Here is a 26266-nt window from a genome sequence, read left to right on the forward strand (position 1 = left end):
CTGAATGTCTAAAGTTGAGTCTTATGAGGTGAATCGTGCATATCAATTTATCCCCTGAAATCGAGCTTTATCTTCAAACCAAGGTAGGCACTGGCTTTTACAGCAACGCTTCCGAAGTCGTCCGCGATGCGATCAGACGTATGTGGGAAGAAGATGAAAAACTTGAAAAACTCAGGGCTGCCGTGCAACTAGGCGATGAACAGTTGGACCGTGGCGAAGGAATTGCTTATTCAACCAGTCGGTTGGAAAAGATCACAGAAAAAGCTTTTAGCAATTCTCGTAACGGCAAGAAAGTCAGTACAGATGTCGCAGGATGAATTATCGTTAATCCTTTCCCGCATGCTCCACGAGCGTATGGATTATGGGCGAAATTTATAACGACAACATGATGATCCAGAGTTGGTGCCAATGTCGGTGCGATACGCTGTAATCACAAGAAGCAGTTATTTCGGCTTGAGATTGTCCGAAGTTTTGACTACCACACAAGTAGATGTCGATGAGGTCTTCATCGGCAAGAACAGTTTTTTTAATTTGCATTCAGAGCAGCCAGTCTCGCTTGGGCTTCTCTTAATACATCATCCATAGAGCGGTTGCTGATACCGCTTTTTAAGCCTTCGGTGATGGCGGCTTGTAGGACTTGCTGTTGTTGGCGTGTCTCTTGGTCGCGGCGTATCAGGTCTCGCACATAATCACTGCTGCTAGAGTATTTGCCGTCTTGAATCTGAGTTTGAACCCAATCACGCATAGGGTCGGGGAGTGAAATGTTCATAGTTGCCATGACGTGGTCTCAATAAAAATCTGACAGGACATCATGACAATATTTGCCAATTATTGTCAACGCCATGAATTTGATCAGGCATTTTTGGCAGTATGACCGGGATTTCTTGCGTGAATTTTGCGTGTTTCGGTTGTGACTCGTTATGCTCTGTTGCAGTGCGGTGATTTTTCACTGATGGCAATATTTGAAAGTCTGGTTTTGCATTGCGATAATTCACTACGAGTTGGTTGTTGGACAAACAGCTGAACGCTTTGCAAAATGCCAAATCCAGACCGCCTGTCGTCTCTTCGGTTACACTGGTTGGAACAACGCTTTCAGGAGAAATGATCATGTCCCACTCAATGTATGCAGTGACTGTTCCGCCCATTATTCACAGCTTGACCAATTTACGGGCCATTCTCGAAAAGGCGGCAAGCCATGCAGAAGCCAAGAAAATTGATCCGTCCGTGTTGGTCCATGCCAGGCTTTACCCGGATATGTTTCCATTATCACGACAGGTGCAAATTGCTACCGATGTTGCCAAGGGGGCTGTATCGCGTCTGGCCGGTTTAGAACCGCCCAAGTACGACGATAATGAAGCAACCTTTGCTGAGTTGTTGGCCCGAATCGATAAGACAATTACCCTGCTTAAATCCTTTAAAGCCGAGCAAATTGACGAGACTGAAGAGAAGACCATTCTTTTGCCGATGCACGACAAAACGGTGGAGTTTAAAGGCCTAGCTTATCTGACAGATTTTGTTTTACCCAATGTCTATTTCCATGTCACTACCACTTATGCGATTTTGCGGCATAACGGTGTTGAGATTGGCAAGAATGATTTCCTGGGTACAATTTACTGACGCAATTTTGGTCCAGGAGACGAGTCACGAATTTTGTCAAACGTCTTGGTTTCATTGCAATATTTGTTACCGTTTTTAACGCAACACCTGCCAATAACGCTATTGCAGATCAGAGGATGCCGCCTATGTCGATGAGCCTGAAGTCAGCCGATTTTGTCCATCAGGGTGAAATTCCCCAACAATTCACTTGCCAAGGCGATGACAGTTCACCGGCGTTGAGTTGGTCGGGTGCGCCCGCACCAACCAAAAGCTTGGTGTTGATCGTCGATGATCCCGATGCACCTGATCCTGAAAACCCTAAAATGACTTGGGTACATTGGGTGCTATATAACATTCCACCGACAGTCAGCGAGTTACCGCAAGCCGTTGCCGCCAGCAAGCTACCGGGATCGACTCGGCAAGGAAAAAACGACTGGAAGCGTACCGGTTACGGTGGCCCCTGTCCGCCTATTGGCCGGCACCGTTACTTTCATAAACTGTACGCACTAGACATCGAATTGCCCGATCTGAATCAACCTACCAAAGCACAACTCGAAGTGGCAATGAAAGGCCATATTCTTGAACAAGCCGAAGTTATTGGAACGTATCAGAAACAGTGAAGGCACTGGTTGGAAGCCGTTTTGCCTTGCTTGGAGCGGATGGCAACATATTGAACAGTTGGTTAAGACGAAATCCACCAACACCAATAGCAGTAAATGCTCGACTATATTGACGGCATGTACATCCGGAGTCTGGCTATGAAACAAGCTACCTTTACCGAAGTCCGTACCACGCCAAACAGTACTTCGATATTGTTGAGGCAGGTGAGTCCGTTAGGGTTATTCGCTATGGCAAACCTATCGCTGATATCGTTCGGGTGATGGCGGATGTGCCTTCATGGAAACGACGGAAGGCTCAACCTTCAGTGCTGGAAGGGGTTGCAGTCTAAAGTGGACCCCATTGTCCAGACAAATTATTGCTGGGTTTAAGATAGAGCCCTGTTCATACTCCAGCTGAATGGCGCTGTCCCAATTCTTCTATACAAGAGCTGACGCTTCCTGTACCTCGTTAAATTTATCCACGATCTTGGCGCCGCCGCCCGTCGCCGTTCGATACACCACCTCTGGCGTTTCGTAACCCAAGGATTGATGCAGCCGCTCCTCGTTGTAAAACATGAAGTAGCGAGTCAAGCCCATCAACAAGTCCTGCAGGCTACCGTGCTGTTTCAAATACACCTCTTCGTATTTCACCGTTCGCCATAGCCGTTCGACAAAAATATTGTCCAGAGCCCGACCTCGTCCGTCCATGCTGATCGTGATGCCGTGCTCGATCAATACGCCGGTGAAAGCGTCGCTGGTAAATTGCGATCCCTGGTCGCTATTAAAGATCTCGGGCGCTCCATAGGCCTTGATGGCTTCGTCCAAACAGTCCACGCAAAACCCGGCGTCCAGGGTATTCGACAATCGCCATGCCAGTACCTTGCGGCTGTACCAATCGATGATCGCCACCAGATAGACAAAGCCGCGCGGTAGCCGAATATAGGTGATGTCGGTACTCCACACCTGGTTGGGCCGGATGATGTCGACGCCCCTCAACAGATACGGATAAGTCTTATGCTGCGGATGCGACTTGCTGGTATTGGGACCCGGCGGCATGCCCGCCAATCCGAGGGTTTGCATCAAGCGCTGAACTCGCTTGCGATTAACCGCATAGCCACAGCCATGCAGATACTTCGTCATCCGCCGAGAACCATAAAAAGGGTGCCGCGTATATTCCTCATCAAGTAAGCGCAGCAACAGACATTCATCTTCATCTACGGCTTTCAGCAAACGCTTTTTCTGCTCGTACACCACGGAACGCGTGACCTTGAGCAAGGCGCATTGCCTGGATAACGGCAACTCATCATCGGGCCTTATCCAGGTTTGGCGCGCCTCTACAGGCTGATCCCAGACTTTTTTTAAGCCAGTCCAGCTCCATATTCAGTTGCCCGATCTTGGCGTAAAGCCGGTCTGGATCATTCTGCGCATTAACCGATTTGGGGCCGCGCTTGCCTTCAAACAGACTGCCGGCATTATCCAGCAATTCCTTCTTCCATTGACTGACCTGGGTGGGATGCACGCCGTGCTCTTGGGCGATCTCATTGATCGTCTTTGTGCCTTTCACCGCTTCCAACGCAACCTTGGCCTTTTGCGCACCTGTAAATATCTTCCGTTTGCTTTCGCTCATTTCCCGCCTATTATTTTCAGTCAGGGCATAGCTTAAACTACTGTCCGGATTTCGGGGTCCACTTTAGTCAGCCTCCCGCAGACACCTCGGTCATCACCCACTGAAGGTGCAAAAAACACTTTTGACTATTCAGCAAACGGTTACCGTAGCTTCGGTAATTCACCTCGTCCGACATAAATAGTGGGATAATCGGCGCTCCGTTCGCATGAACATACGCCAGCAATGGTTTTTTGAGCAAGAGAGATTTATGGCAGCACTAGTAGAAGGTAAGGTAAAGTGGTTCAACGATGATAAAGGCTTCGGCTTCATCGAACAGGACGGCGGCAAAGATGTGTTTGTGCATTTCAGCGTTATTCAAGGTAGTGGTCGCAAAACGCTGACTGAAGGCCAACGTGTCACCATGGAAGTGACCAGCGGCGCCAAGGGCTCACAAGCCGAGAACGTCACGCCCTTGTAATTGCTTATATTTGCAAAACAGCTTCAAAGCGTAGGTATTTAGTCACTAGTTTTTCTGAGTAATCTTGATTAGGACAATTAGGATTCCGGTGGATGCTTTTTGTTTCGCCGATTTAGCTGTCTTGCGTAATTGTTTTCAAAGCATTCAGCGTACAAGCTTAGATGGGTCAAAATGAAACGAGTTGTTAAATTTTTTGATCGTACCTTTGTATCCATTTACCGTGGCTTTGGTCTTGCTGAAGATGAAGTAATCGTCGATTTCAATAATATAGCGTGGACCCACAATCACATCGGCATTGGCTTGTGAGACAGCATCGTAGGCTGCGGCAGATTTGACGGCGAAAAATGGATCGAATCGGAATACCTGACTGATTGGGTCAGTGCCATTAGCGGTGAAATTGACCCCATCCGCGAACTTATTGGGTCCCAAGGTAATGAACCAGAGAATTTGCGTTGAATGCGCCTCACCTTGAATTTTGCTTCCGACATCAAGGTTAGCTGTCACGCTGGCATCAGCGTGATAATCAATCGGTGCGCTCGGCTGGAGCGTGTGGGTGGAACTACAGCCAATCAAGGTCAACACCAGCAGGGTATGTAAAGCGTGTACTAATTTCATTTTTCTCTCTGATGTTGGCTGTAAAGGAATGAAAGCGATATAGTCGTTGTTAGCGGCTGATCGATTAAAAGACTGAATGCTTTTTTTGCAGTTACTCGCAATTTGATGCGTTTTTGGTGATTCTAGGTGACTCGACCACTATCAGGCTTAAGAAAGCCCCTGATTTTCAGCCCTTGAGCCTAATGACCGTATTGGGCCGGTGATAGTGGATTAGGAATCTTTGGTTAGTGTCAGTTTGGACTCTGACGCCTCAGATTTAGCAAAAACGAACCTAAGCTTTATAATCGTTCCAGGTGATACTCAGGAGAATTACATGCAGCTCGCTATCGATTTACCAGACGAACTTGGTAAGCAAGTGCTAAAACACCCCAACGTTCAAGAATTTGTGAAAACCGCTATTGAACGGTTGCTTCTTGAAGAAAAGGCTCTGACGCAGAGCATTCCACCCAAGACAAAATCATTGATAGGCCTAATGAGCGGTTCGGCTATCGATGAAGCTGACTACAAGCAGCATCTTGAGAATAAGTACCTTTGAGCATGAAAATCTTGTTTGATACGAACATCATTCTCGACGTATTGCTAGATCGAAAGCCACATTCATTAGCCGCAATTGAACTGTTAAGCGCGGTTGAGAACAAAATAATCGACGGTACTTTGTGTGCAACCACCATCACAACAATCGATTATCTGATCACCAAGTCCAAAGGCAGAGCTGCGTCAAAGGATGCGATCAGCTGTTTGTTAGATTTATTCGAAATTGCGGAAGTAAACACTGCAACGCTCAGGTCTGCCCTTGAGTCGGACTTTACTGACTTTGAAGATGCTGTGCTTTATTTTTCTGGCGTTGCAATAGGTCTGGATGGCGTTGTCACAAGAAACTCGAATGATTTTAAGCTGGCAATGCTGCCAATTTATTCACCTTCTGATCTGATCAGCAAAATCAGCTCATAAAACTTGCTACATCTATTGAGTGAGTCAAAGCTATGAGAATAAGCGCGATGGCTGCAGCAAAAAACAACTTGTCGTAGTTGATTCATCAACTCGAAACTGGGGAAGCAATCCATCTGAGTCGCTATGGAAAACCTTTTGTGGTCTTAATTTCTGAGGATCCGTATAAATGTTCTATCGGAACACATAAGAGCCTCAATTCAGCCATTTTGAATTGGCGCAGTCGGTTTAATCAGACCGACAACATCGGATTTAACGACAATGAACTCCAATCCTTACGTAAAGAATCAAACACAGATCGTGAGTTTACATGGGAAGACTATTGTGTCGGTTAGACAATAGAAAATTGGTTTGAACATTCATAATTTTTATTGCATTCAACTCGCTAGATCAAAATCGGTGAGGCCAACTCCCTAAATAGATTCATTCACCGCGAATAGAGTTTTAGGATAGGCTTTTCTGATCAGTTTTCGTTGGACTGATAATGATCAAGCAACAAGCCAGTGATTTGCGAGAAGTGCTTAATGTTGCCGGTGCATAACAATTCATTGTGTGCCATAGCAGTGGCGGCAATTAAAGCATCGCCCATCTCCATGCTATGGCTTAGTGCAAATTGTCGAACCAATTGCCGTGCATGGTAAGAAATTCCATGATCAATTTCATGGATGGTGAACTGTAGAACCTGAAGCATTTTTTCAAACGTTGCCAATTCCTTTTTGTTGCGGCAAAAAGGTACGTATTCCATGTAGGTGACAGCGGAAATTGATCGATGCTGTGTGCTCATGATAAGCTCTTTGGCTGATGCTACGCCTCGGTCTGCATAAATCAAAATGTTGGTATCAAAGATCACTCAAAAGGCTCCGCCGACCTTTGCGAATAAGGCGTAATTCATCTTCCACATCGGCAATACCTAAATCTTGGTGCATACCAAAAAACTCATTCATTGCCGCTTCTTGCTCTTGTGAATTGACAGTAGGAGTAGCGGGATGAACGATACCCAGGGTTTGGCCGTGGTAAGTAATCTCAACGGTTTCACCACGTTTGAGCGCATCAATGAGCACTTTATGCTTCGACTGAAGTTGTGAGGCTGTGAGTTGCATGTCGACAAAATATATATTTTAAAATTGATATTATATAACGATTTTCACGATGAGAACGAACACTACAGGCTGGGCCGCTGTAATTTTGGTAGAGAAATATGCAAAAATCTTACGCGAGATTTACGCGACTTGGTTCTGATTCGTTGTGATCTGTACGGATAATACGCGACATTCGATAATTGAAATTACAATAAAATCAATTGGTTATGATTCCATAATTGCACTTTTAATGCAATGGTCGTGCGTTCGAATCGCACACGACCCACCATCGAATAAGCAATAAAAACAAGCTGTTAGGCGAAAGCCTCACGGCTTTTTTTATGCCTGTTGTCCACCACTGTCAACAGACTGTCAACGCCGGGTTGATTTGCAAAATCTCCCTTAGGTAGTCAGGCGCAAGGTGAGCGTACTTCATGGTCATGTTTAAAGTGGAATGGCCGAGAATCTTCTGTAGCGCAAGAATATTTCCACCGTTCATCATGTAATGACTAGCAAAGGTATGGCGCAAGACATGCGTTCTCTGACCTTCCGGCAGGTTTATAGCACATAGCCACTTCGGAACCTTGATACTCGAACGTGGATAAGCCAGAGTGACGCATCACGCGCTTGGCCCTGGCCGTCATACGATAATCAAGGTCGTCCGGACACTCCCAGCCTTGCACGTCGGCGCAGAAATGCACCGCGCAACCGGTATGAAGCCTTTGAGTCAGAAACACATTAGCGAGACTATCCAGCTCAGACTGAACCCCTTTTTTAGATCGCGCTGAACTGGGATTCAACGCCAAAACCTCACAATTCGGCCAAACTTCAGAGCCGCGAGAACAACCGAAATGCAACACCAATTCCGGACGATGGACAGCCAGGAAAGCTTCCGCGCATCGTTGCCAATCGTCTTCTACCTGTGAACCTTTTGTAGGGCACCTGACCGCGACCACGTCGCACCATTGCAGGCCCTGGAAGTAGTCCTTCAGGTTTACGTCTTTGGAGTGCGTCCATTGAAGCACTGGCACCACATACACGCCGTGCTCCGCCCAAAATGCCGCTACGAGCCGTGAACGCCATATTTGATACATCGCCAGGTGGTAGGGATAGTCGGCGAAGACTGAAAAGTCCGGAGCAGTAACAACGCCGGCGAGCGCCGCCCTATCTACATGCTTGATGGGGTTACGCCAGATCGCTTCTATTCGCCAGTCATCAACAAAGCAATGGAAGGGACCATGAGGCCAAGACGCAAAACGGCTAAATACCGTTGGTTGATACTGGTCTACGGAATTTTGAAGAACCGGCAATTCACCGGAATAAGGAACGCGTGGAAAGGTAAGCTGGTGTCGGGACATATGGCGGGACTCATTTTGTACAGCTAATCACAGGCAACAACCATCAAACTATCAATCCTGGTCCCGTTTAAGTATGCCGGCAATACAAACAGCTCGATCGCCGTGTAGCTCTTTCCTGATCGAGGGAGCCCCGATAATCCCGTGATGCCGGCCATGACTAGCCGCGAACAATCCAACCCTCAATCACTCCCAGAGAAAATCCGGTCATGTCGGCAAATTTCGTTTGAGCCATAAACGGGACGGCCGGCGATTGCAGGAAGGGCGGGGTCTGTTCCATGTTTTTTCCTGTTGGAGTACTATTGGTGGTTGTTGGGGTACATTTACAACACGATGAAATTATTTCATCTTATGTTGTATCTTGTCAAGATATTTTGAAACTATTTCATCAAAACATGAGCGAAATCCGCGAAAGGCTAATCATCGCGTTAAAAGCAATTGACCTAACTAATCCAGCGCTTGAAAGAAAAACCGGCGTAAAGGACAAAGACTGGGTTAGCGTAAGAAACCGGAGAGTTCGGGTAAACGAAGACCACATGGAAGGCTTAAAGACAGTTGGGCCTCAGTACGTCTACTGGGTAATGACCGGAGAGACAATTCCCGAAGCAGGACAGATCAGCCCAGAATTGGAGGAAACCCGGCAAAAACTAGAAAAGGCTGGATAACGGCAAGTAAAGCTTTACTAAAATGGAAGGCTGTTGTTCAGCCTAAGGAATGACGGGCGAACACACAAAGCAAAACACCAACAGGAAACGTCCGAGAAACGTTTAAAAGCAACTGAAGGCAGGAGTAGAGCAATGGGACTTTTGGACCGCGACTGGTACCACGAAGCATTAGCTGAACGGGACAGAAAAATCAAGAACGGGCACAGCGACGGGACACCAACGGGCAAGACCTACGATGTTCTAGACAATATGAACCTGACGAACATCCCATTACCAGCCGGCCAGAACAGCAAAGCAATCAAAGCCAAAACGCTGTTACGACAAATCAAATTCGCGTACGAAAAACTGCTCGAAAAGATTGCGATACCCGTTTTGATAGGATTAATACTTTGGTCTTTATACCTAATCGCACACACAGCAATCAGGGTAATCAACGCGGGACATTAGAGATAACGAACATGAAAGAAATCGAATACACATGGTGGAAAACCGAACAATTCTATCTGGGATACCTAAACGCATTCCCGGACTACATGACCCAAGGCGAAACCAAGGAAGACCTAATAGACCACCTGAAAGACTTACTGGCAGACCTGGAAAGCGATGCAGTGCCTTACATACGACACACCGAAAAGCTACAGGTTGCTTGATGAAGCGACGCGATCTAATCCGCAAGCTAGAAGAATTTGGCTGTCAGCTAACCCGCCACGGGGGCAAACACGACTGGTACACCAACCCCTCAACGCAACATTCCCAAGCCGTTCCACGGCATACCGAAATCGACGAGCATCTTGCCAAAGCCATCATCAAGAAACTAAGCTGATACTGTCAACAAATCGTCAACACCAGTGACGCTTTAAGCCGTTTATAGTCGAGCTATGATTTTACAAGGCTTTGATTCAGTTACTTTTTAGGCTTGTTGCGCCACGTTTCAAGTAACTTTTAATGCGATGGTCGTGCGTTCGAATCGCACACGACCCACCATCGAATAACTAGGAAAATCAAGCAGTTATCGTTAATTCGATACCTGCTTTTTTTATGCCTGAAATTTGGCTTGCGTGAATTTTGCGTGACTTGATTTCACGCATCACCGGCTCAATTAGTCCGCATGACACACTAGCCGTATTGATTAGCTCCTGCTTATAACGCCAGATTGGATTGAGGGCGTTAGCCAAAAAACACGTGGCAGCATTGTGTGCTCACGGTTATCATGACAATATTTGCCAATTATTGTCAACGCCATGAATTTGACCAGGCATTTTTGGCAGTATGACCGGGAGTTCTTGCGTGAATTTTGCGTGTTTCGGTTGTGACTCGTTATGCTCTGTCGTGCAAAGTCACGCAATTGCGCATTATTATGTTATTGATTTATATAGATTAATTCGCTGTTGGGTGCACTTTTAACGCGATGATCGTGCGTTCGAATCGCACACGACCCACCATCTTTAAGTCTTTGAACCGGAAAGACAAAGTCAACTGGATTGCCGTCGAGTTGAAGCAACATAACCGCAGCAAGGCGCAAATTTAGGCGCACTCTGCATTATTTGCTCAATGAGGTGGCGTAATGAACCAGTTAAATCAATCCCTCCCAAGCTCAAAGGACAACCGTCCTTCTGAGCAGTCGTTGCTAATCCCTATTCGTTCCAAGAGCCCCGATAAGCTTTCCGCTTGCGCGGAGTCTAAGCTGCATGCTGTCGAAGTATTTGCCGTAGGCACGGAAAACAAAATTCTTGGCGAGCGCTACGCCGTAAGGCAACATGCCGAGCAATCTGCCAGGCATCTCGACGCCGATCAACTGTTTCTTCACCGCGAAATTCGTTTTTTTCCTCGGAGCTTTCCAAAGCTCGACAGGAGTTACTCAGCGAAGTGATCGGCGCGACCCGAGGAACATTTTTTGTCGTTCAGGGTGGCGATGGTCACCCACTCCAATATCATCTGATCGGTCCGCGATTCCAATCCCTAGAACAGGCCGAAGCTTGGCGATACCTCAGGTTGCCGTATTACCCAGAATGCCAAGTCGTGCAGGACGAGTCCGGGGGCTTCGAGTTTAGCGCGACTAATCAGTCGGCGATCAATCATGTCTCGGCTTTCAGCGTGGTGGCATTTGATGCCGAGCAAGGCCAGTCGGTTTCAATTGCCGATCGCTACTTCACGACCGAGGCCGACGCACGCCGCTATCAGCTTGAATTGCTAACAGATTACCCGGACTGCAACATCGCTCAGAGCCACTTCCGTTTTAATGGCGTTCGCCATCGCCAAGACATTCTGGAAGTTATTTTCGGCGAAGATTCCGCCTTAGCTCGCGCGGAGGCCTAATCATGGCTTACATTCCACCATTATCGAACGGTAAGTTTCGCGCTGATGTCCGCATGAAAGGTATCGTCAAAAACAAAACCTTTACCTCCAAAAAACTCGCGCAGGCCTGATCTGATGACATCGAAAACAACATCAAGGCCATTCCATTATTGGACCTGAGCCAATTGGCGGCCTTGAGCGAATCGGATGTCGAACGGATGGGCGGCGCTACGCTTTTTGCTCACCTTGGTATTGATCTATTCGCGATTCGTAACGCCTCGAAATTGGAAGCCATCAATGCGTTATCCAAGAAAGAGTTGTTGCAATTGTCGCCGCAAGACATCGAGCGCATGGGCGGCGCCGAACTATTTATCAAGGCCGGCAAGCGTATCCGTTACAAGACGTTCCGCGAAGTCTGCGACGAATACCTGTCGCGGTGGAATAAAAAGGACTACAAAGGCCAGATGCAACGGGTTGATTACTGGTGCAGGTTATTCGGGGATCGCATCATGCTTTACAACTGCATTCAAACCTTATTTGTCGTTTGGTGCCGTATATTTTTCGATCAAACACGAATTTTTTTCGGATTTGAGTGAAAAACAAAGTGACCACGCAATAAAAAAGGGCTTAGACATTTCTGTCTAAGCCCTTGATTTATTTGGCTCCCCCGGACGGGCTCGAACCGCCGACCTAGTGATTAACAGTCACAACAATAAACGATTTATTACTGTTGATCGGCATTCATGAATCACAGTATTTTACTGTTTTTATTCATAATATTTGCTTTTCAGTATTCCTGACTGTTGATCTATGCTCACTTAAATACCTATAATCTGCCTACAAATTGCCTACATGAATTTTTATGTAGGACTAAGTGATGAGGTAGACACTGTATGGCAACAACCAAGCTAACCGGAGCAAAAATCGATAAAGCCCAACCGGAACCCGGCAAGGCCCAAACCTTTCTTTGGGACGCATCAACTCCCGGTCTGGCTCTTCGCATCACCGCAGCAGGTGGAAAGGCTTACATTTTTGAGGGCCGCTTCAGCGGAAAAACTTTGAGGATGACAATCGGTGATGTTAAATCCTGGAATCTTGCGGAGGCGCAATCGGAAGCCCGCCGCCTGCAAACACTGATTGATGCCGGCACCGACCCACGCCAAGCAAAGGCCGAAAAAATCGCCAAGGCCGAAGTCGCCAAGGAACAAGCAAAGACCGAGGCGATTCGCAACAGCATTTTGGTTCAACAGGCATGGGATGAGTACGTAGCGAAGAAGTCGCCGCGCTGGAGTCATCACCATATTATCGACCATGCCAAAGTTTCGGCGCCTGGTGGACAGCCCAAAAAACGCGGTGGCGGCGTCACCGTACAGGGCGTGCTTTATCCGTTGTTGCAAATGCGCATGATCGACATTGCCGCCGAGGTGCTGGAGCAATGGCAAACCCAGGAAGCTGAAACCCGCGCTACTGCGGCCCGCCACGGCTTTGTATTGTTCCGGAGTTTCTGGAACTGGTGCGCGGAGCAGAGAGCCTATCAATCCATCATCGACCCGCAGTCCATCACCAAGGAAGTGCGGGCGGTCGTACCCAAGGCCGGCACAAAAAAATCCGACGTGCTACAACGCGCGCATTTGAAAGACTGGTTTGAGTCAGTCCGCGCATTGAGTAATCCGGTTATTGCCGCCTACCTGCAAGGGCTGTTGCTGACTGGCGCACGGCGCGAAGAGTTGGCCGAATTGAAATGGTCGGACATCGATTTCAAGCTGGGCGCGATGTGGCTTAAGGACAAGGTGGACGACGAAGGTCGGATGATCCCCTTGCCCCCTTATCTGGCATCTCTGGTTGCGGCACTGCCGCGCCGGAACGAATGGGTATTCAGCAGCCCGACCGCCGCCGACGGCAAGCTAGCCGAGCCCAGGATTGCCCACAATCGCGCCCTCGATACCGCTGGTCTGGAACACGTGACCCTGCACGGCCTGCGCCGCACCTTTGCCAGCTTGGCCGAATGGGTTGAAATGCCGGTTGGCGTCGTCGCGCAAATCATGGGGCACAAACCCAACGCCACCGCCGAAAAGCACTATAAAACCCGCCCGCTGGAGCTGCTGGCTATCTGGCACGGCAAGTATGAGGCCTGGATATTGGAACAGGCCGGCATTGAATTTGAGCATTCAGAGGGGTTGCAAGGTTTGCGAGTAGTCAAATAACCGGCTTGCAGTTATCAGCCTGTAACTTATAATTCACAACAATGTACCGAATCGAAGATTACCGGACAGCGGACGGACGATTACCATTGAAGGAATGGCTATCCACTTTGGCGGATCGGCAAGCCAAAGCCAGGGTTTTAACGCGTCTACAGCGCATGGCCACCGGTAATCTTGGCGACTGCAAGCCCGTGCAGGATGGAGTCTGGGAGTTGCGCATCGATTACGGCCCTGGCTACCGCGTCTATTACGGCCAAGCCGGCGACAAATTGCTATTGCTGCTGATCGGTGGCGACAAGCGAAAACAACAGGCCGACATTGCCAAGGCCGTTGACTATTGGCATGACTGGAAGCGGAGAACGCGGTATGAATGAAGCATCAAGACCACACGACCAAACGGTTATCGAACTATTAAGGGAAGACCCAACCTTTGCCGACGAATACTTAGCAGCCGCCTTGGAAGAAGTAGACCAGCCCGGCGGGCGAGAAGCTTTGCTTGCAGCCTTACGACACATTGCAGAGGCGCAAGGCATGGCTGCAGTAGCGGAGCGCGCCGGCATTAAACGCGAAAGCCTGTACCGCGCATTGTCGCCCAAAGGCAACCCAACCATGAAAACCCTATTGGCGGTAACTAACGCTGCAGGTTTAAAGCTTTCTGTACATCGGAATGTTACGGCATAAAATCGCGGGAGCTGAGCAGGCGTACGGTTTAAAATTGGTGAAATAGATTATGAAAGATAATGTTGCACCGATGCATCCAGGCAAATATTTGAAAGACGATATTTTGCCAAAGTTTGATATTAGTATAAATGATGCTGCCTTGAAATTAGGTGTTGCAAGGGAAACATTATCGCGGTTATTGAACTGTCGCGCCTCAGTTAGCCCAGAAATGGCGATTCGCCTGGGGCTTTGGCTTTTTAATGTCACCGGCGCCACTGCTGAGGATTGGTTAAATATGCAAGCACGGTTTGATATTCAAATTTTAAAAGGAAAGGATTTTGATATTGAGGGCCTTGATGGAGATTTTGTCGGATTTCATTCTGATTATAATGAAGATATGAGGATGGAAAGGAAGGATGCCAAAGTATTGAGGGTAATAGGAAATAGACTGATGAAGTTAAGAACTGATTCGGCTAAAATGAGTAGAAAAGAGGTTGCTAATTTATTAGGAGTTTCTTCGAGGTTTTTGAGGAATCTTGAAAAAAGTATGGACCCAAAAATTTCAATTTCATTCTTGATCTCGGCTTCTGAATTTTATGATGTGAGTATTGAGCATATACTGGGAATAAAAGATGAATTAGAACTAAGAAGCCCGGACGTAATTGATCGGAGTGAGTTGCAGGCTATAAAGGAGGTCGCAAATCGCGTTGCAGCCATTAATAACGATGCCTACAGAAAGGTACAATCAAAAATTGATAATATTTCGAAAAAATTTCTCGGGCTTTCTGGCGAAGTTAGAGAATTGGCTATAGTTTTCGATCGGTTCTATAAGAGAAATAAAACATTTAAAGATTTACAGGGTGCATCCTCTGTTTTAATTGCTTTGAATAGAGCGGTGGATAGTGCTGATGCTTATAAAGCAATTTTAGGTAGGTATAAAATAATTTAAAAATTAGAGCATCTAAACGAACCGCCATCCCGCAGGGGCTGGCGGTTTTTTTATGCCCTAAATTTTTGAAACTCCGGGAGTCAAGGCGATCGGATCGCTATTTTTGTGACGTTATACGTCACGTTTTTACATCAATGCGCGACAATAAAATCATTAAAAAACATTGACTTATATTTTTTGAGATTCAAAACCGGAAAACGAAAAAGATGTGTACGAATTCGCATGATTGACTATGCCCAACAATCAACACGGAGCAAAAAAAAATGAAAAAAAATAATGTATATCCACCGCTGGGTGATTTGGGTTTGCCGAACGTGACCACCGACCAAGCGGCTTATTATTTAAATAGAAAACCCCAGACGTTGCGGAAATGGGCCATGTTGGAATCCGGGCCGATCCGCCCGATTAGGATTAACGGACGGCTGGCGTGGCCCGTTAGCGTTTTGCAGCGCGTCGCAGCCGGCGAAAATGTAGTGGGGTGAGCAGTATGAGTTGCCTTGCTACGAGTTATATAAATAAATACTGCCGTTGCTGTTGGACGCCGTTGATACGCGGCGAGCGCCACTACTGCGCGCAGTGCGCGGCCTACGGGAAGCTCGCGGCCAACCTGGCCGCGTTTCGGTCGGCGATCTGTACGACATTGGTACGGCCCCAAAAGACGCGCTAAAAAGGTTAAATATGTCTAACCAGTGGTTTCGTTTGTACGGTGAAATTCTAAGCAACACCAAGGTTATTGCGTTACCAGAAGCGTTACGGTGGCGTTACGTTGCGTTACTCTGTTTGCACTGTAACGGCGATTACGAAAATACTCCGGACGACGAAATTAGCTTGGCTTTGCGAATTTCAAACGACGAATGGCAAGAAACAAGATCGGCTCTAATAAAACGCAGACTGCTAGCGGATGATGGGAAAATTTTAGGATGGGAAAAACGCCAATATATCAGCGACTTGAAAGACCCTACAGCACCTGAAAGAATGAAGCGATACAGGAATAAAAAGCGTAACGAGCGTAACGAACCCGTAACGTTACGCCCACCAGAAGCAGAACCAGAAGCAGATAAGAAAAAAGATAAATCTTTTTTACCGAGAGAACCGAAAAAAACAGAAATATGCATTTTGCTTTCTGAGTTTGGCATCGATGAGAATCTTGCCAATGACTTCCAAATACATCGAAAAAAATGCGGAAAGGACGGAAAAGAAGCGCCTATCACTCGAACCGCGATGGAAGGTTACAAAAGGGAAGCAGAGGCGGCCGGAATTACCACCGCCGACGCCGTCAGAGAAAGCATCGAGAACGGCTGGCGAGGATTTAAGGCTGACTGGCATTTCAACTTGAAAGCAAAATCACCATCGCCGGCGGCAAACAATACTCCACCATCTGGCTACAAAGTCGTGGGAGCTCCAGCATGACAAAGCAAAAAAAATACGAAGAAACCATCGTGGGAATTTTGCTTCGCAATCCCGAGGCAATGACCAAGCATGAAATCGATGAGCGCTATTTCCACGAATGGCGAAGCGTAATTATTGCCTGTAAGGAAATTTCCGCGAAAGGCGATGAAGTCGATATTTTATCAATTGCTGAGCACATGAATCGGCGCGATTTGTTGGCGACACTGAACGCCATTCGCCAGGAGTCCAGCGGGGCATTGGCGAACTTGCAGCGCTACCTGGACGGATTGCGCGACATTTGGCGCGCGGAGCAAATGGGGGCCGTGCTCACCGCCTCACTTGCTGAATTGCGTAACGGCGGCGAAGTTGACGCGATTATTAGCCAGCTTATGCAGTCAACGATGGCGGCAGCGACGGCAGAGGCAAAATCCCATAATCACGGGATCAAGAAGGCGCTTGGCAAATTCCTTGACAGGTTGGACTTGATGCTTGAGTCGAAAGACGCTGGCGGCATGGGGCTGAAAACCGGAATAAGCGACCTCGACAAGGTTTTGGGTGGATTGCACCCCAGCGACATGGTGATTGTTGGCGCAAGGCCCGGAGTTGGGAAAACCAGCTTTGGCGTGTCGGTGATGATGAACCTGGCAAAACAAGGGAAACGGGTCGCCATGATCTCAAGCGAAATGTCGGTCGATCAAGTCATGTTAAGGATTACCAGTCTTGAAGCCGGCATTGCTGGAAACAAGCTGCGCGATGCGGATTTAGACGATTCCGAATGGACAAGAATCACGGCAATGACAAATCGGCTAGTGAACATGAGCATCCGTATTTACGACAAGCCGGTGGTCAATGTTTCAGACGTGATGCTGAGAAGCAAGGCGTGGATGGTCGACGGTGGCGTTGATTTTATCGTTGTCGATTATCTGACTCGCATCAGGCCGGTTAAGTCGATCGGAAACCAGAACTTGGATGTTGGCGAAGTCGTTACCGGCATGAAGAACGTGGCCAGATCGCTAAATATCCCGGTAATGGTTCTAGCGCAGTTAAATCGTGATGCGGCCAATCGCCGGCCAATAATGTCCGACCTTCGGGATTCGGGGATTATTGAGCAAGAAGCCGATCAAATTTTGATGCTGTATCGAGACAATGAAAACCCGCTGAACCCATCAGAAATAATCGTCGAAAAAAACCGGCATGGCGAAAGCAAATTGATTATCCCATGCTACTTCAACAAGCCGACTATGCAATGGACCAATCTTTCGAACCAATACGCCGACGCCGCTTAATCCAACCGCGAGAACAACAGTGCTTACCGATATGTTTTTACCACAACTTCAAACGCTCGCCGCCGAGCAGTCGCCTACGATGCTTGAGCTGATCCGGCGCAAAATCGAAGGCGGCAGCGAAGAGGACGCGACCGATCCGCAATACCTGCGGAACGCCTTTGCGGTAATTTCCGCCCACTACATCACCGCGATCGATGCCGGCGACATCAAATTCGCGGACGAAAGCGAAAAAAGCCAATTCTTGTGGCTGCTGCAGCTTCTGATCGATTACACCACAGCCGGGAAAATGGCCGATTTGTTGCCCGCATCGGCCGAAGCCGAAAGCGCCAAATAAAACCGGAAAAAGCGGTCAAATCGGCGAAAACCGGTCTGTAACCTACACCCTATCTTTAAATTTCCGCCAATAAGGAGCGAAAATGTCACCAAACATTAAAATTGCAAAAGCCGAATTTTTTAAAGCGCAAACGCTGAAAAATGCAGTCGGCCCGGCCGCAGAGGCGCTGGCGAAAATCGACGGCGCTGCCCTGGGCCTCAGCGATAAAGACGCCAAAACCGTCGCAGACGCCGCCGAAATCATCGGAAAAATCGACTCTTCGGCGCAAGCGATAATCGATCAAGCAAACAGCCAATACCTCAACCGGGACCAAAATTTAATCAATCTCGCATCTACCAGGATGTTCCGGATCGACTCCGAAATCCAAGAGGCGCAAGCGCACAAGCGCCACGCCGAGCAGGCCCACCTCGAAAAAACGACTGAGCTTAAGAAGCAGGGCTTCAACCAGGTCGAAATCGATGAAATTCTGGATGATCCCACGCCGGCGATCGAGGCCTTCCAGCAGAAAATCGCCGACCTCGGCGCGGAAAAGATCAAGATTGAAACCTTCCTTGGTGACGCGCCCCGTTTCGATACCGATCTTTTGATCGGCACCACCATCAAAGTCGCCGCCGACCAGCCCGCAGAAGCGGCTTAAGGGGGAAGCGTGAACCTTCAACAAGTAAGCGGCGCCACCCTCTTGGCCGCCAAAACCCGAATGACCGCACTCGGGCAAACCTTTCGCGCCGCCAGCCTGGCCATCGAGCAGCGCAACGCCGAACACGACCGCCACCGGCAAGCGGCTTTGCGCGAAAACATGCGGCCAGCCGAGTTCCTGGCCCTGTTTCCAAATCCACCCGGATCGGTTGAATTCGCCGCCGAAGACGCCGAAATCGCGACCAAGCAGGCACAAATCGCGTCGCTGAACGCCGGTGGTGGAACCAACACAGCTGTATCAGCGCGGCTGCAAAATGACATCGACATGTTAAATGTTCAAAAAGGCCTAAAAACCCAGGCATACACCCGCCAGCTCACGAAGCCAGAGCGGTCGCTAACCGATGCCGAATTTGCAACTCTGTACCCGGCGCCAACGCACACCGCCGATCAAGCAACAATCTCAGCGGGCCAAACGGAAGCGAACAAACTGGACGCCTTCCTAAAATCCGGTCCTTATCCTAATTCCGGCACGTTCGATGTTGACCTGCTCGCTGAAACAGCCGTGGCGTATCCGTAATGTCATTACAAAGCGACAGCCAAGGATTTCTCGTCGGCGAGCCGGTTGATCTGGGGCGCATGCCGACCGACGTTTCTCGCATCCGCGATGATGTTTCGGCGATTCGCCAAGCAATAGCCGGCCGCTGGCGCGAACACCGCCGGCCGGCGCCGTCGGCCAGTCCCGCCCGAGATTCGGCCGGCCGATTCGTCAGCGCATCGCCAGCCAAGGTGGTCGTGGCCGAACCAAGCGCCACCAGAACGAGCGCCGCCGCCATCGCGGAAGCGGCCGGGAAGGCAGCGATTGCCGAACGGATCAAGAGGTCATCAAGCCAACCCGTTGCTGTGCCGGGCCGCGACTCGGCAGGCAGATTTGCCTCGGGTGGTGGATCGGCCAGTAACCGATCGGCAACGGCTTCGGCCATTGCGTCGATCAGTGACCGGTTATCCCGCCTAACTGCCGCCGCGTCTGGCATCGACGACGCCGACCCGGCCGTGAAGGCGGCGCGCGAAGTGGCCGAGCCGCTACGCCGAGGATTCGAATTCTTTCGCGGCGACAAGCAAACGTCGTTGCTGAAAAAGATTTTCGCTAAGCTGGCGGTTTTTCAGAAAGAGGAATCGGTTTATAACCGCGCCACAAAAGAAACCCTTGAAAAGATCGAAAGAAAGCCCGTATCCGTCAGCACGCAGAGTAATGGTTCGTCGTGGTTAAACAAGCTCCCGTTTGTCGGATCAATGCTCAGCACCTTGGGCAAAACCGCTATCGGCGGCGGCTTCCTTGGAATGCTCGCCAAAGGCGGGCGCGGCGCGTACGGCCTACTCAAGCGTGTCCCGGTATTGGGCGCCTTGCTGGCGGCCGGCGGCGCGGCATTCGACATTTTCGGTAGCGAGAGCGACAGTAGCCTTTCTCGCCGAGAAAAAGACAAAGCCGCCGGAACGTCCGTCGGCGGCTGGGTTGGCAGCCTCGGCGGCGTTGGTGCCGGCGCCCTGGCTGGATCGATGCTCGGCCCTGTCGGGACAATCGTTGGTGGCATAGTTGGCGGGTTCCTCGGCGACCAAGCCGGCCAGATCATTGGCGATAAGTTCGGAGGGTGGGTATCGGACCTCCGCGAAGCGGATATTCCCGGCAAGATCGCGGGCTCCTGGGATAGAGCGGTTGCGTCCATGTCCACCACGTTTAACGAGTCATGGGCCAAGATCAAAGACATTGGCGGCTTGGTGGCGAATGTCGTCGGCGAGCAACTTGATGGCCTCAATAACTACATCAAAGCCAATACCGGCATCGACCTAAAACAACAAGGCTCCGCGTGGCTGGACCGCACCAAGTCTAACGCCGGTGACGCTTGGGATTTTGCCAAGAAGGCGGCGGCATCATTGGTCGACAAAACCATGCAGGGCGTCGATTGGGCTTCAAAAAACACAACAATAGGTCGGGCCATAGAGCACGCATCCAGTGCAAAATCAGAAGTTGGAACGCCCGAACGGGCCATGCAGCTATTGATGCAAAAAGGCTGGTCAAAAGAAGATTCGGCCGCAATTGCGGCCAACATCAGTCGAGAAAGTGGTTTCGATACGCAAGCATCTGGCGACAATGGCACAGCTACCGGCATCGCCCAGTGGCACAAGCCACGGCAAAACCAGTTCAAACAACTGTTCGGCAAAAACCTAAGCGACTCAACCTTTGAAGAGCAGGTCGCCTTCATCGACTGGGAGCTCAAAAACTCCCACCGTCGAGCCGGCCAGGCCATCAAGTCGGCGTCCGGCGTTGACGCCAAAACGGCTGCGGTCGAGCAAACCTACGAAATATCAGCCCTTGGCAAGCGCGGCGGCGTTCAGCCTGAGCGAATCTCCGACGCAAGAAAGTTTGCCACCATTGATGTAGCTCCGCCCATATCGATGGCTATGCCTAAAATTCCGACGATACCGGCTATCGCCGAAGCGCCAAAAGTCATCGAGCCGCTTGGATCGCCGGCCGCGCCGGCCTTCACCGTCAACCTGCCATCGCAGGATGTAGGGCAAAACTTATCGGATCGCCGCATCGCTCACATTGCGAGCGGCGGCATTGGAGGGAAATAAAAAATGAATGAAACTCAAACGCTCACGTCGGACTGGGGCGCGCTGTCGCCCCATCTGATCGCCTCGTTCTGGGAAGTTGACCGCGAAGGCAACAAAAAAAAGGATTCCGATACCGTCGTTAAGGCGGCGGTCACGGACGACGCTAATCTGGAAATAACGCTCAATTGGCAATCGCCCTTCGAACAAGCCGGCCCTGAGACCAAGGCGCCGACGCTGTTCGCCCTGATGCAAAACGGCCTCGCAACCGAATTCCTAGACTCCCTGGGACTCGATAAATCCCAGGACTCCAATTCGAAAGCGCTCAAAATCTTACAGCAATTCGAAGGCCGCACCGGCATCACCAAGCTCAATTCTGTCCAGGTTTTCAACGGCATGCCACCGGCCAAGATTCCCATGACCCTTCTTTTCCGGGCGTGGCGCGATCCGGTTTCGGAGGTTGAAAACCCTGTCGATCAACTCATGGAATGGGCGCTGCCGATCGAACTTGCCAAGGACAGCACCCTACTTACCAGAGCGGCTGAGGCAGTAAAAAATAGAGAAAAAGACTGGATCGAGGCGGTTCTTCCGTCCAAGTCGCCAACCCTGCTGGCGTTCAATTACAAAGGCCGCACGTTCGCGCCGATGGTTATCGAATCCATCAGCCAGCCATTAACGGCACCGATCGATAGCAGCGGCCGCTTTGTCGAAATGTCGATTCAAATCACGTTGGCGACATTGACCGCCATCGACCGCAAAGACTGGCAGTCAATTTATAAGCCTAAGTAGCCATGACGAAGCCGCCCAAGTTTGACATCGCCGGCCAAAAAAAAGAACTCAAGTCACTCCGCGAGTTCGATCAGAATCGCCGCGACAATGCCAACAACATTCTTCGGCCCGAGCAAATTCACGGCAAGGATTGGCGATCGGCGAAGGTTCTCACAACCACGCTCGGGCTGGCCAACGGCCAGATGCGCAAGATCACCAAGCAAGACCTGATCGAGTTCAACAAAAACATCGCGAGACTGGAGTCCAGAGTCGAGAAAGGGGTAACGGCGAACGAAGTCATCACCCTGTCAATGCCGGAAGACAAAAACCGGAGCAAGGAGCAAATTCATTTCGCAGTGCCGGTAACCATGAAGTACGGCGACATCAAATTCCTAACCAATGCCGGCCCCGACTCAAAAGTGACGCGACATAGCGTTCACATTGTTTTGGCGGACTACGATCATGGCCTTGCCAAGGGCACCCCGCTCCAGGCGGCAAAGGAAATTGCAAAAGGTAATTTGCTATTCGATTGCGATTGCGACCACCACACGTTCGTTTTTCGTTATATCACGACGATCATGAAAGCCAATGCAGGCCGTCCAGAGCATGGGTTCCCAAAGCTCAAAAACCCCCAACTGAACGGCATCGCCTGCAAACACGTCTTGCGGGTCATGACCGAGCTCAACAGCTCGATTTTCATCTGGAAAAAAATCGCGGTAATGATTGAGTCGGATCGCGCCAACAACGCCAGCAAGGAACTCAAGCGCCGGCAAAAAACGGTAACCCTGACGCAGCGCGAGGCATCCGAATTAGCAGCAAAACAAAAGCTAAGCCCCCGAAAAATCGAGGTCATCACCAAAACGGCAAAAGCTGCTCAGAAGGTTGCCAGAACGGCGCCACCGCTGAAACGACCCAAGCGCACATCCGAGGAAGGCGCTGCCGCTGCCGCTGCCGCTTTGGCAAACTCCGGCAAGACGATGGAAGAGATCATGGCGCTTATCGCCGCCAATATGGAGTGACTCGCAGTCCCGCCCCGAACCCACTTTTTAACCAACCAACGAGGTAAAACCATGCAAATGCCTAATTTTTCGCACCGCCTGCTCCCTTCTGGCGGCGAGCCGTCGGAATTTAACAACCTCGATTTGTACTCCGCGATAATCGGTAAAATCGAAGACATCCACGCCCTCCACGACATCGTTCGTAGCCAATTTGAACACGAAAGCGGCGTGGTCATCAGCCCGGAAACCAACCTAAATCTTCTAAACCAAATCCAAAACCACCTAGCCGACCTCGAAACCGTCGCCGAATGGCTCGTAAACAACTTCCACATTCAGCCGATTGCCGATGAAATCGATGAACCCATTGCCACCGATTTAGAAACAATGCCCGAGGTCACTCACTAGGCTCATGAATGGGCGGCCCGCCGCCCTCAATCCAACTAGCCCGCGCCGGCAATAATGACCAACCCCAAAATCATTTACACCAACAAAACTGAAATCGCGATTTTGAAAGTGGTAGGCGCACGCCTCAAAGAAGCGCGAGAATCCCTAAAAGTAACGCAAATGCATGCCGCTCCCTTCCTGGGAACGTCGGTTCAAGCACTGATCGACGCCGAAAGCGGTCGGCTTAATCCCCTACCAATCAAATTCCTCAAAGCCGCCGCCGAGACGTATTCCGTCTCGACAGACTGGCTACTGGGGCTCGTTGAGTGGGAAAAAGAAGACGCCGGCCGCGACCTGTTGGCCGGCCTGCAGCGCATCCACCTAAAACACTACGCCGAGCTCGTCGCCCGCCAAGCTGAGGCGGACGAAATCAACGGCCACGCGCAAGCGGCGCTCTCCGAAATCGTAATGGCCTTCGAGGCTTTCCAAAAGGCGAACGCGGGCTTCATCGACATGCCGGCCGGGGCGCGGCTTCTGCGGGCTGTTTCTGCGGCAAGAAAAATCAATGTAGCTCATCCGATCAGCAAAAAGCAGGCTTCAACCGTTTGATTTTTCCCTACTTAAAGCTAAATTAAATTCGGCTGCTCCTATGATATGTTCGACCTTGCATCAGCCCCAAAATACCCACTCATTCCTAACGAGCTGAGCAATGACAAAATCGACCCCATCAATTATGCTGCTTGGCCGCATTTGCCTTGCATTACTTTGCCAGATACCGGTCTACGCCTACGCCAAACACGATAAACCCGCCGCATCCTGGCATATTCCGCACGGCTGCAATAAAGGATGAGGGATTTTCGCCGCAATCCAAAATCAGAACCAACGGGGACTGCGGGCACCGGCGCCAGTGAAACCGCGCGCCATTACGGTAATATGCGGTTCGCCATGTTCACAGTGTTTACCGCCATTCTCGGAGCGTTGGTCGGCTTTGTCTTCTCGAAAGCCGGGTCGGCTTTCGTTCATCTGTGCCATCAAAAGCTCTTAGTCACTATCGCCGGCATCGCACTTTCCGTCATGTTCGGTTTGGCGGAAATCCGAATCTCGCAACTGGTCACCCATTATCAAGAGGCGTCCTTCAGCGCAGGCGTCTTGCAGCCCCCCAAATACCGACTTTTTTGGGGATGGGTGGTGCTGATCACTATGCTACTCCCGTACGCCTTGAGCCTGACGTTCTGGATCATGCTTGCAATGGAATACATCACGATCCCGATCGTCTCTGGCGATTAATCCCATCCAGCACTAGCTGCTCGAACTAACAATTCAACCGCGATTAAACCTGGAAATCGCCGCGAATTTAGCAAAAAACCCATGATTAAATGCCTAAAAACCACCGATTTTAGGCATAAATGCTTATTTCTTATACCAATTTAAAACCCGAAGAATTCAAACACGCGATGTCGCTGAATTTCGGCGCGCGGATGCTCCAGGCCCGCGAACTGTGCGGCCTGGAGCAAATTGAAGCCGCTCCACTATTCGGATTTGCCAATTCGTCCCGTCTGAGCAAGATCGAATCGCCAACGTGCGAAAGCCTCGCCTACATCCAGCCCAAGGTTCTCGTCCCGGCCGTTTTAAATTACGGGGTCAGCGCAGACTTCCTATTTGGCTTCTCGAACTATCCGCAACGCGACGTCAAGCAATCCCGCGAAAACCAGGTTGCGGACCTTTTGACCGACCTGATCGCCAACGAAATCGCCGACATCCGCCGCCTGGTGGATACCGTTAACCAGATCGCCAAACAGACCCAGCGCTTTGCGGAAAAAACTCAGGAAATCCAGCAGGCCCTCGACCGGTTTCGCCAACTGAACCCCGACTTCGACGACATGTCCGGCGGCGCCAAGCTCGATCGCTTAGTTTGCCAACTGCGCCAAGACGCAAAGCACAACGCCAACGAACTGGCCGAACTGCGCCAGTCCCTCCAATAACCCTTTTGACTTCACCACCATGACCGAAAACACCAAAAAAGGCGGACGCCCGAGAGGCTACAGGCCGGAATACGTTCAGCTCGCCCACAATTACACCCTGTTGGGCGCGACAGAGGACCAACTCGCCGAATTTTTCAACGTCCCGGCGGCCACTGTCAAAAGCTGGACTAAACATCGGCCGGAATTTGCCGACGCGATCAAACGCGGAAAAATCCTGGCCGACGCGGAAGTCGCTAACAGCCTGTTTCGGCGCGGCACCGGTTACCCCTGCACCGAAGTCACCACGCGGGAAATCAAGAACCCAGCCGGCGAAGTCACGTCTTACGAAACGGTCACCGTCACCAGCGAAATGCCGCCCGATACCGATGCCTGCATTTTCTGGCTGACAAACCGCCAGCCTGACAAATGGCGCAACAGAATCGAGATTGAGCACGCCGACAAGCGCGAATCCAGCACGCCGGACCAAGATACCCCGGCCACACCCAACCAGAACGACGCCGCATGAACGCGGACGCCTTTGCAAAAATCGAAAACGCCGCCCAAGACGGCGCGTTCGGCCACAACCAGCGGCCAACGCCGACCGATCGGCAATGCCTGGCCGGCAATTACAAGATCGGCCGGGTCTCGATCTACGGCATGCCGGTTGCGATCGAGCAGCCGCGAAACAGTTATCGAACCGGTATCGATCCGAAAACCGGTCAGCGCTGGTCTTCCAGGCTGGCGGCGCATTACGGCTACTTCTCCGGCACCAAAGGCGCCGACGGCGATCCCGTCGATTGCTTCATCGGTCCCTACCCGCAATCGGAAACCGTCTGGGTTATCAACCAGCACGTCGG

The 26266-nt window shown here is 50.3% G+C and carries 40 protein-coding genes; 32 read left to right on the forward strand and 8 right to left on the reverse strand.

Annotation, left to right across the window (positions count from 1 at the left end):
- Window positions 1–35: 35 nt before the first annotated feature.
- Window positions 36–317, forward strand: a complete 282-nt coding sequence (locus A1355_RS03905) for a type II toxin-antitoxin system ParD family antitoxin (RefSeq protein WP_064025196.1) — start codon at window positions 36–38, stop codon at window positions 315–317.
- A 209-nt stretch (window positions 318–526) separates the two neighbouring features.
- On the opposite strand, the gene A1355_RS03910 is transcribed toward A1355_RS03905, so the two are convergent.
- Window positions 527–778 (reverse strand): type II toxin-antitoxin system ParD family antitoxin, encoded by a 252-nt coding sequence (locus A1355_RS03910; protein WP_033159544.1) that lies wholly within the window; start codon window positions 776–778, stop codon window positions 527–529.
- Between the two features lie 31 nt (window positions 779–809).
- Window positions 810–1109: a hypothetical protein gene (locus A1355_RS24995; protein ID WP_157197740.1), complete on the reverse strand. Its 300-nt coding sequence runs from the start codon at window positions 1107–1109 to the stop codon at window positions 810–812.
- Here A1355_RS24995 and A1355_RS03915 point away from each other — a divergent pair.
- Together A1355_RS03915 and A1355_RS03920 are read left to right on the forward strand one after the other, a co-directional pair.
- Complete coding sequence (locus A1355_RS03915) at window positions 1108–1617, forward strand: DUF1993 domain-containing protein (protein ID WP_064025268.1); 510 nt, start codon at window positions 1108–1110, stop codon at window positions 1615–1617. The two genes, A1355_RS24995 and A1355_RS03915, sit on opposite strands and share 2 nt — an antisense overlap.
- Window positions 1618–1742: 125 nt before the next feature.
- Complete coding sequence (locus A1355_RS03920; protein WP_064025198.1) at window positions 1743–2216, forward strand: YbhB/YbcL family Raf kinase inhibitor-like protein; 474 nt, start codon at window positions 1743–1745, stop codon at window positions 2214–2216.
- 417 nt (window positions 2217–2633) lie between these two features.
- On the opposite strand, the gene A1355_RS03925 is transcribed toward A1355_RS03920, so the two are convergent.
- A protein-coding gene (locus A1355_RS03925) for an IS3 family transposase (RefSeq protein WP_197471712.1) occupies window positions 2634–3822 on the reverse strand; the annotation gives its coding sequence in 2 pieces (ribosomal slippage) (window positions 2634–3534 and window positions 3533–3822; 1191 coding nt in all).
- A 247-nt stretch (window positions 3823–4069) separates the two neighbouring features.
- Between A1355_RS03925 and A1355_RS03935 the strand changes: the two genes are divergently transcribed.
- Window positions 4070–4279: a cold-shock protein gene (locus A1355_RS03935; RefSeq protein ID WP_064025204.1), complete on the forward strand. Its 210-nt coding sequence runs from the start codon at window positions 4070–4072 to the stop codon at window positions 4277–4279.
- A 144-nt stretch (window positions 4280–4423) separates the two neighbouring features.
- Here the strand turns inward: A1355_RS03935 and A1355_RS03940 are convergent, their stop codons facing one another.
- A complete protein-coding gene (locus A1355_RS03940; protein WP_064025206.1) occupies window positions 4424–4894 on the reverse strand; it encodes a hypothetical protein in 471 nt (156 codons plus the stop codon).
- Window positions 4895–5207: 313 nt separating this feature from the next.
- On the opposite strand from A1355_RS03940, the gene A1355_RS03945 reads away from it, so the two are divergent.
- Together A1355_RS03945 and A1355_RS03950 are read left to right on the forward strand one after the other, a co-directional pair.
- Window positions 5208–5429 (forward strand): hypothetical protein, encoded by a 222-nt coding sequence (locus A1355_RS03945; protein ID WP_026603668.1) that lies wholly within the window; start codon window positions 5208–5210, stop codon window positions 5427–5429.
- 2 nt (window positions 5430–5431) lie between these two features.
- Window positions 5432–5845, forward strand: coding sequence for a PIN domain-containing protein (locus A1355_RS03950; RefSeq protein ID WP_064025210.1), 414 nt, complete (start codon window positions 5432–5434; stop codon window positions 5843–5845).
- Between the two features lie 460 nt (window positions 5846–6305).
- Here A1355_RS03950 and A1355_RS03955 read toward each other — a convergent pair whose 3' ends face one another.
- The 4 genes from A1355_RS03955 to A1355_RS03965 form a co-directional block, all read right to left on the reverse strand.
- The gene (locus tag A1355_RS03955) at window positions 6306–6692 is read right to left on the reverse strand and encodes a type II toxin-antitoxin system VapC family toxin (RefSeq protein WP_064025212.1); all 387 of its coding nucleotides are present in this window, start codon (window positions 6690–6692) and stop codon (window positions 6306–6308) included.
- Complete coding sequence (locus A1355_RS03960; RefSeq protein WP_064025215.1) at window positions 6682–6942, reverse strand: hypothetical protein; 261 nt, start codon at window positions 6940–6942, stop codon at window positions 6682–6684. The genes A1355_RS03955 and A1355_RS03960 overlap by 11 nt, the downstream gene beginning before the upstream one ends.
- A gap of 340 nt (window positions 6943–7282) precedes the next feature.
- Window positions 7283–7423, reverse strand: a complete 141-nt coding sequence (locus A1355_RS25580; protein ID WP_082885351.1) for a tyrosine-type recombinase/integrase — start codon at window positions 7421–7423, stop codon at window positions 7283–7285.
- Window positions 7424–7430: 7 nt separating this feature from the next.
- On the reverse strand, window positions 7431–8279 hold the full coding sequence (locus tag A1355_RS03965) for a DUF4417 domain-containing protein (RefSeq protein WP_082885352.1): 849 nt from the start codon (window positions 8277–8279) through the stop codon (window positions 7431–7433).
- Window positions 8280–8554: 275 nt separating this feature from the next.
- On the opposite strand from A1355_RS03965, the gene A1355_RS25585 reads away from it, so the two are divergent.
- The 26 genes from A1355_RS25585 to A1355_RS04095 all read left to right on the forward strand — a co-directional run.
- On the forward strand, window positions 8555–8941 hold the full coding sequence (locus A1355_RS25585; RefSeq protein ID WP_197471713.1) for a hypothetical protein: 387 nt from the start codon (window positions 8555–8557) through the stop codon (window positions 8939–8941).
- A 132-nt stretch (window positions 8942–9073) separates the two neighbouring features.
- Window positions 9074–9388 carry a hypothetical protein gene (locus A1355_RS03975; RefSeq protein WP_064025222.1) on the forward strand — a complete coding sequence of 105 codons (315 nt, stop codon included), beginning with the start codon at window positions 9074–9076 and terminating at the stop codon, window positions 9386–9388.
- 11 nt (window positions 9389–9399) lie between these two features.
- Window positions 9400–9591: a hypothetical protein gene (locus A1355_RS03980; protein WP_064025224.1), complete on the forward strand. Its 192-nt coding sequence runs from the start codon at window positions 9400–9402 to the stop codon at window positions 9589–9591.
- A complete protein-coding gene (locus A1355_RS24175; protein ID WP_064506545.1) occupies window positions 9591–9764 on the forward strand; it encodes a type II toxin-antitoxin system HicA family toxin in 174 nt (57 codons plus the stop codon). Before A1355_RS03980 ends, A1355_RS24175 begins: the two co-directional genes overlap by 1 nt.
- 741 nt (window positions 9765–10505) lie before the next feature.
- Window positions 10506–10811, forward strand: coding sequence for a hypothetical protein (locus A1355_RS25010; RefSeq protein ID WP_157197741.1), 306 nt, complete (start codon window positions 10506–10508; stop codon window positions 10809–10811).
- Window positions 10808–11257, forward strand: a complete 450-nt coding sequence (locus A1355_RS03990) for a hypothetical protein (RefSeq protein ID WP_157197742.1) — start codon at window positions 10808–10810, stop codon at window positions 11255–11257. The genes A1355_RS25010 and A1355_RS03990 overlap by 4 nt, the downstream gene beginning before the upstream one ends.
- A gap of 149 nt (window positions 11258–11406) precedes the next feature.
- Window positions 11407–11832 carry a hypothetical protein gene (locus tag A1355_RS03995; RefSeq protein WP_064025230.1) on the forward strand — a complete coding sequence of 142 codons (426 nt, stop codon included), beginning with the start codon at window positions 11407–11409 and terminating at the stop codon, window positions 11830–11832.
- Window positions 11833–12129: 297 nt separating this feature from the next.
- Entirely contained in the window at window positions 12130–13440 is a 1311-nt protein-coding gene (locus A1355_RS04005) for a tyrosine-type recombinase/integrase (protein ID WP_064025232.1), read from the forward strand.
- Between the two features lie 86 nt (window positions 13441–13526).
- The gene (locus tag A1355_RS04010) at window positions 13527–13811 is read left to right on the forward strand and encodes a type II toxin-antitoxin system RelE/ParE family toxin (protein ID WP_331710109.1); all 285 of its coding nucleotides are present in this window, start codon (window positions 13527–13529) and stop codon (window positions 13809–13811) included.
- Window positions 13804–14118: an addiction module antidote protein gene (locus A1355_RS04015; RefSeq protein WP_064025236.1), complete on the forward strand. Its 315-nt coding sequence runs from the start codon at window positions 13804–13806 to the stop codon at window positions 14116–14118. Before A1355_RS04010 ends, A1355_RS04015 begins: the two co-directional genes overlap by 8 nt.
- Window positions 14119–14167: 49 nt before the next feature.
- A complete protein-coding gene (locus A1355_RS25590; RefSeq protein WP_064025238.1) occupies window positions 14168–15046 on the forward strand; it encodes a HigA family addiction module antitoxin in 879 nt (292 codons plus the stop codon).
- A 263-nt stretch (window positions 15047–15309) separates the two neighbouring features.
- The gene (locus tag A1355_RS04025) at window positions 15310–15528 is read left to right on the forward strand and encodes a helix-turn-helix domain-containing protein (RefSeq protein ID WP_064025240.1); all 219 of its coding nucleotides are present in this window, start codon (window positions 15310–15312) and stop codon (window positions 15526–15528) included.
- 52 nt (window positions 15529–15580) lie between these two features.
- Window positions 15581–16456, forward strand: a complete 876-nt coding sequence (locus A1355_RS04030) for a hypothetical protein (protein ID WP_157197743.1) — start codon at window positions 15581–15583, stop codon at window positions 16454–16456.
- A complete protein-coding gene (locus tag A1355_RS04035; protein ID WP_064025245.1) occupies window positions 16453–17721 on the forward strand; it encodes a replicative DNA helicase in 1269 nt (422 codons plus the stop codon). The genes A1355_RS04030 and A1355_RS04035 overlap by 4 nt, the downstream gene beginning before the upstream one ends.
- Window positions 17722–17800: 79 nt before the next feature.
- Window positions 17801–18055, forward strand: coding sequence for a hypothetical protein (locus A1355_RS04040; RefSeq protein ID WP_157197744.1), 255 nt, complete (start codon window positions 17801–17803; stop codon window positions 18053–18055).
- A gap of 82 nt (window positions 18056–18137) precedes the next feature.
- Window positions 18138–18692, forward strand: a complete 555-nt coding sequence (locus tag A1355_RS04045) for a hypothetical protein (protein ID WP_064025248.1) — start codon at window positions 18138–18140, stop codon at window positions 18690–18692.
- A gap of 9 nt (window positions 18693–18701) precedes the next feature.
- Window positions 18702–19268, forward strand: a complete 567-nt coding sequence (locus A1355_RS04050) for a hypothetical protein (protein ID WP_064025250.1) — start codon at window positions 18702–18704, stop codon at window positions 19266–19268.
- Window positions 19268–21322, forward strand: a complete 2055-nt coding sequence (locus tag A1355_RS04055; RefSeq protein WP_064025252.1) for a phage tail tip lysozyme — start codon at window positions 19268–19270, stop codon at window positions 21320–21322. The genes A1355_RS04050 and A1355_RS04055 overlap by 1 nt, the downstream gene beginning before the upstream one ends.
- Before the next feature lie 3 nt (window positions 21323–21325).
- Window positions 21326–22087, forward strand: coding sequence for a hypothetical protein (locus tag A1355_RS04060; protein WP_064025254.1), 762 nt, complete (start codon window positions 21326–21328; stop codon window positions 22085–22087).
- A 2-nt stretch (window positions 22088–22089) separates the two neighbouring features.
- Window positions 22090–23085, forward strand: coding sequence for a hypothetical protein (locus A1355_RS04065; protein WP_064025256.1), 996 nt, complete (start codon window positions 22090–22092; stop codon window positions 23083–23085).
- A 51-nt stretch (window positions 23086–23136) separates the two neighbouring features.
- Window positions 23137–23469: a hypothetical protein gene (locus A1355_RS04070; RefSeq protein WP_064025258.1), complete on the forward strand. Its 333-nt coding sequence runs from the start codon at window positions 23137–23139 to the stop codon at window positions 23467–23469.
- 54 nt (window positions 23470–23523) lie between these two features.
- On the forward strand, window positions 23524–24057 hold the full coding sequence (locus A1355_RS04075) for a helix-turn-helix domain-containing protein (protein WP_064025260.1): 534 nt from the start codon (window positions 23524–23526) through the stop codon (window positions 24055–24057).
- A 237-nt stretch (window positions 24058–24294) separates the two neighbouring features.
- Complete coding sequence (locus A1355_RS04080; protein WP_064025262.1) at window positions 24295–24735, forward strand: hypothetical protein; 441 nt, start codon at window positions 24295–24297, stop codon at window positions 24733–24735.
- 119 nt (window positions 24736–24854) lie between these two features.
- Window positions 24855–25430: a hypothetical protein gene (locus A1355_RS04085; protein WP_064025264.1), complete on the forward strand. Its 576-nt coding sequence runs from the start codon at window positions 24855–24857 to the stop codon at window positions 25428–25430.
- 19 nt (window positions 25431–25449) lie between these two features.
- Window positions 25450–25935, forward strand: a complete 486-nt coding sequence (locus A1355_RS04090) for a hypothetical protein (protein WP_064025266.1) — start codon at window positions 25450–25452, stop codon at window positions 25933–25935.
- Window positions 25932–26266 (forward strand): hypothetical protein (locus A1355_RS04095; RefSeq protein WP_197471714.1); only part of this gene is annotated, 335 nt, incomplete at its 3' end. The genes A1355_RS04090 and A1355_RS04095, both read left to right, overlap by 4 nt.

Source organism: Methylomonas koyamae, assembly GCF_001644025.1.
GTDB classification, from domain to species: domain Bacteria; phylum Pseudomonadota; class Gammaproteobacteria; order Methylococcales; family Methylomonadaceae; genus Methylomonas; species Methylomonas koyamae_A.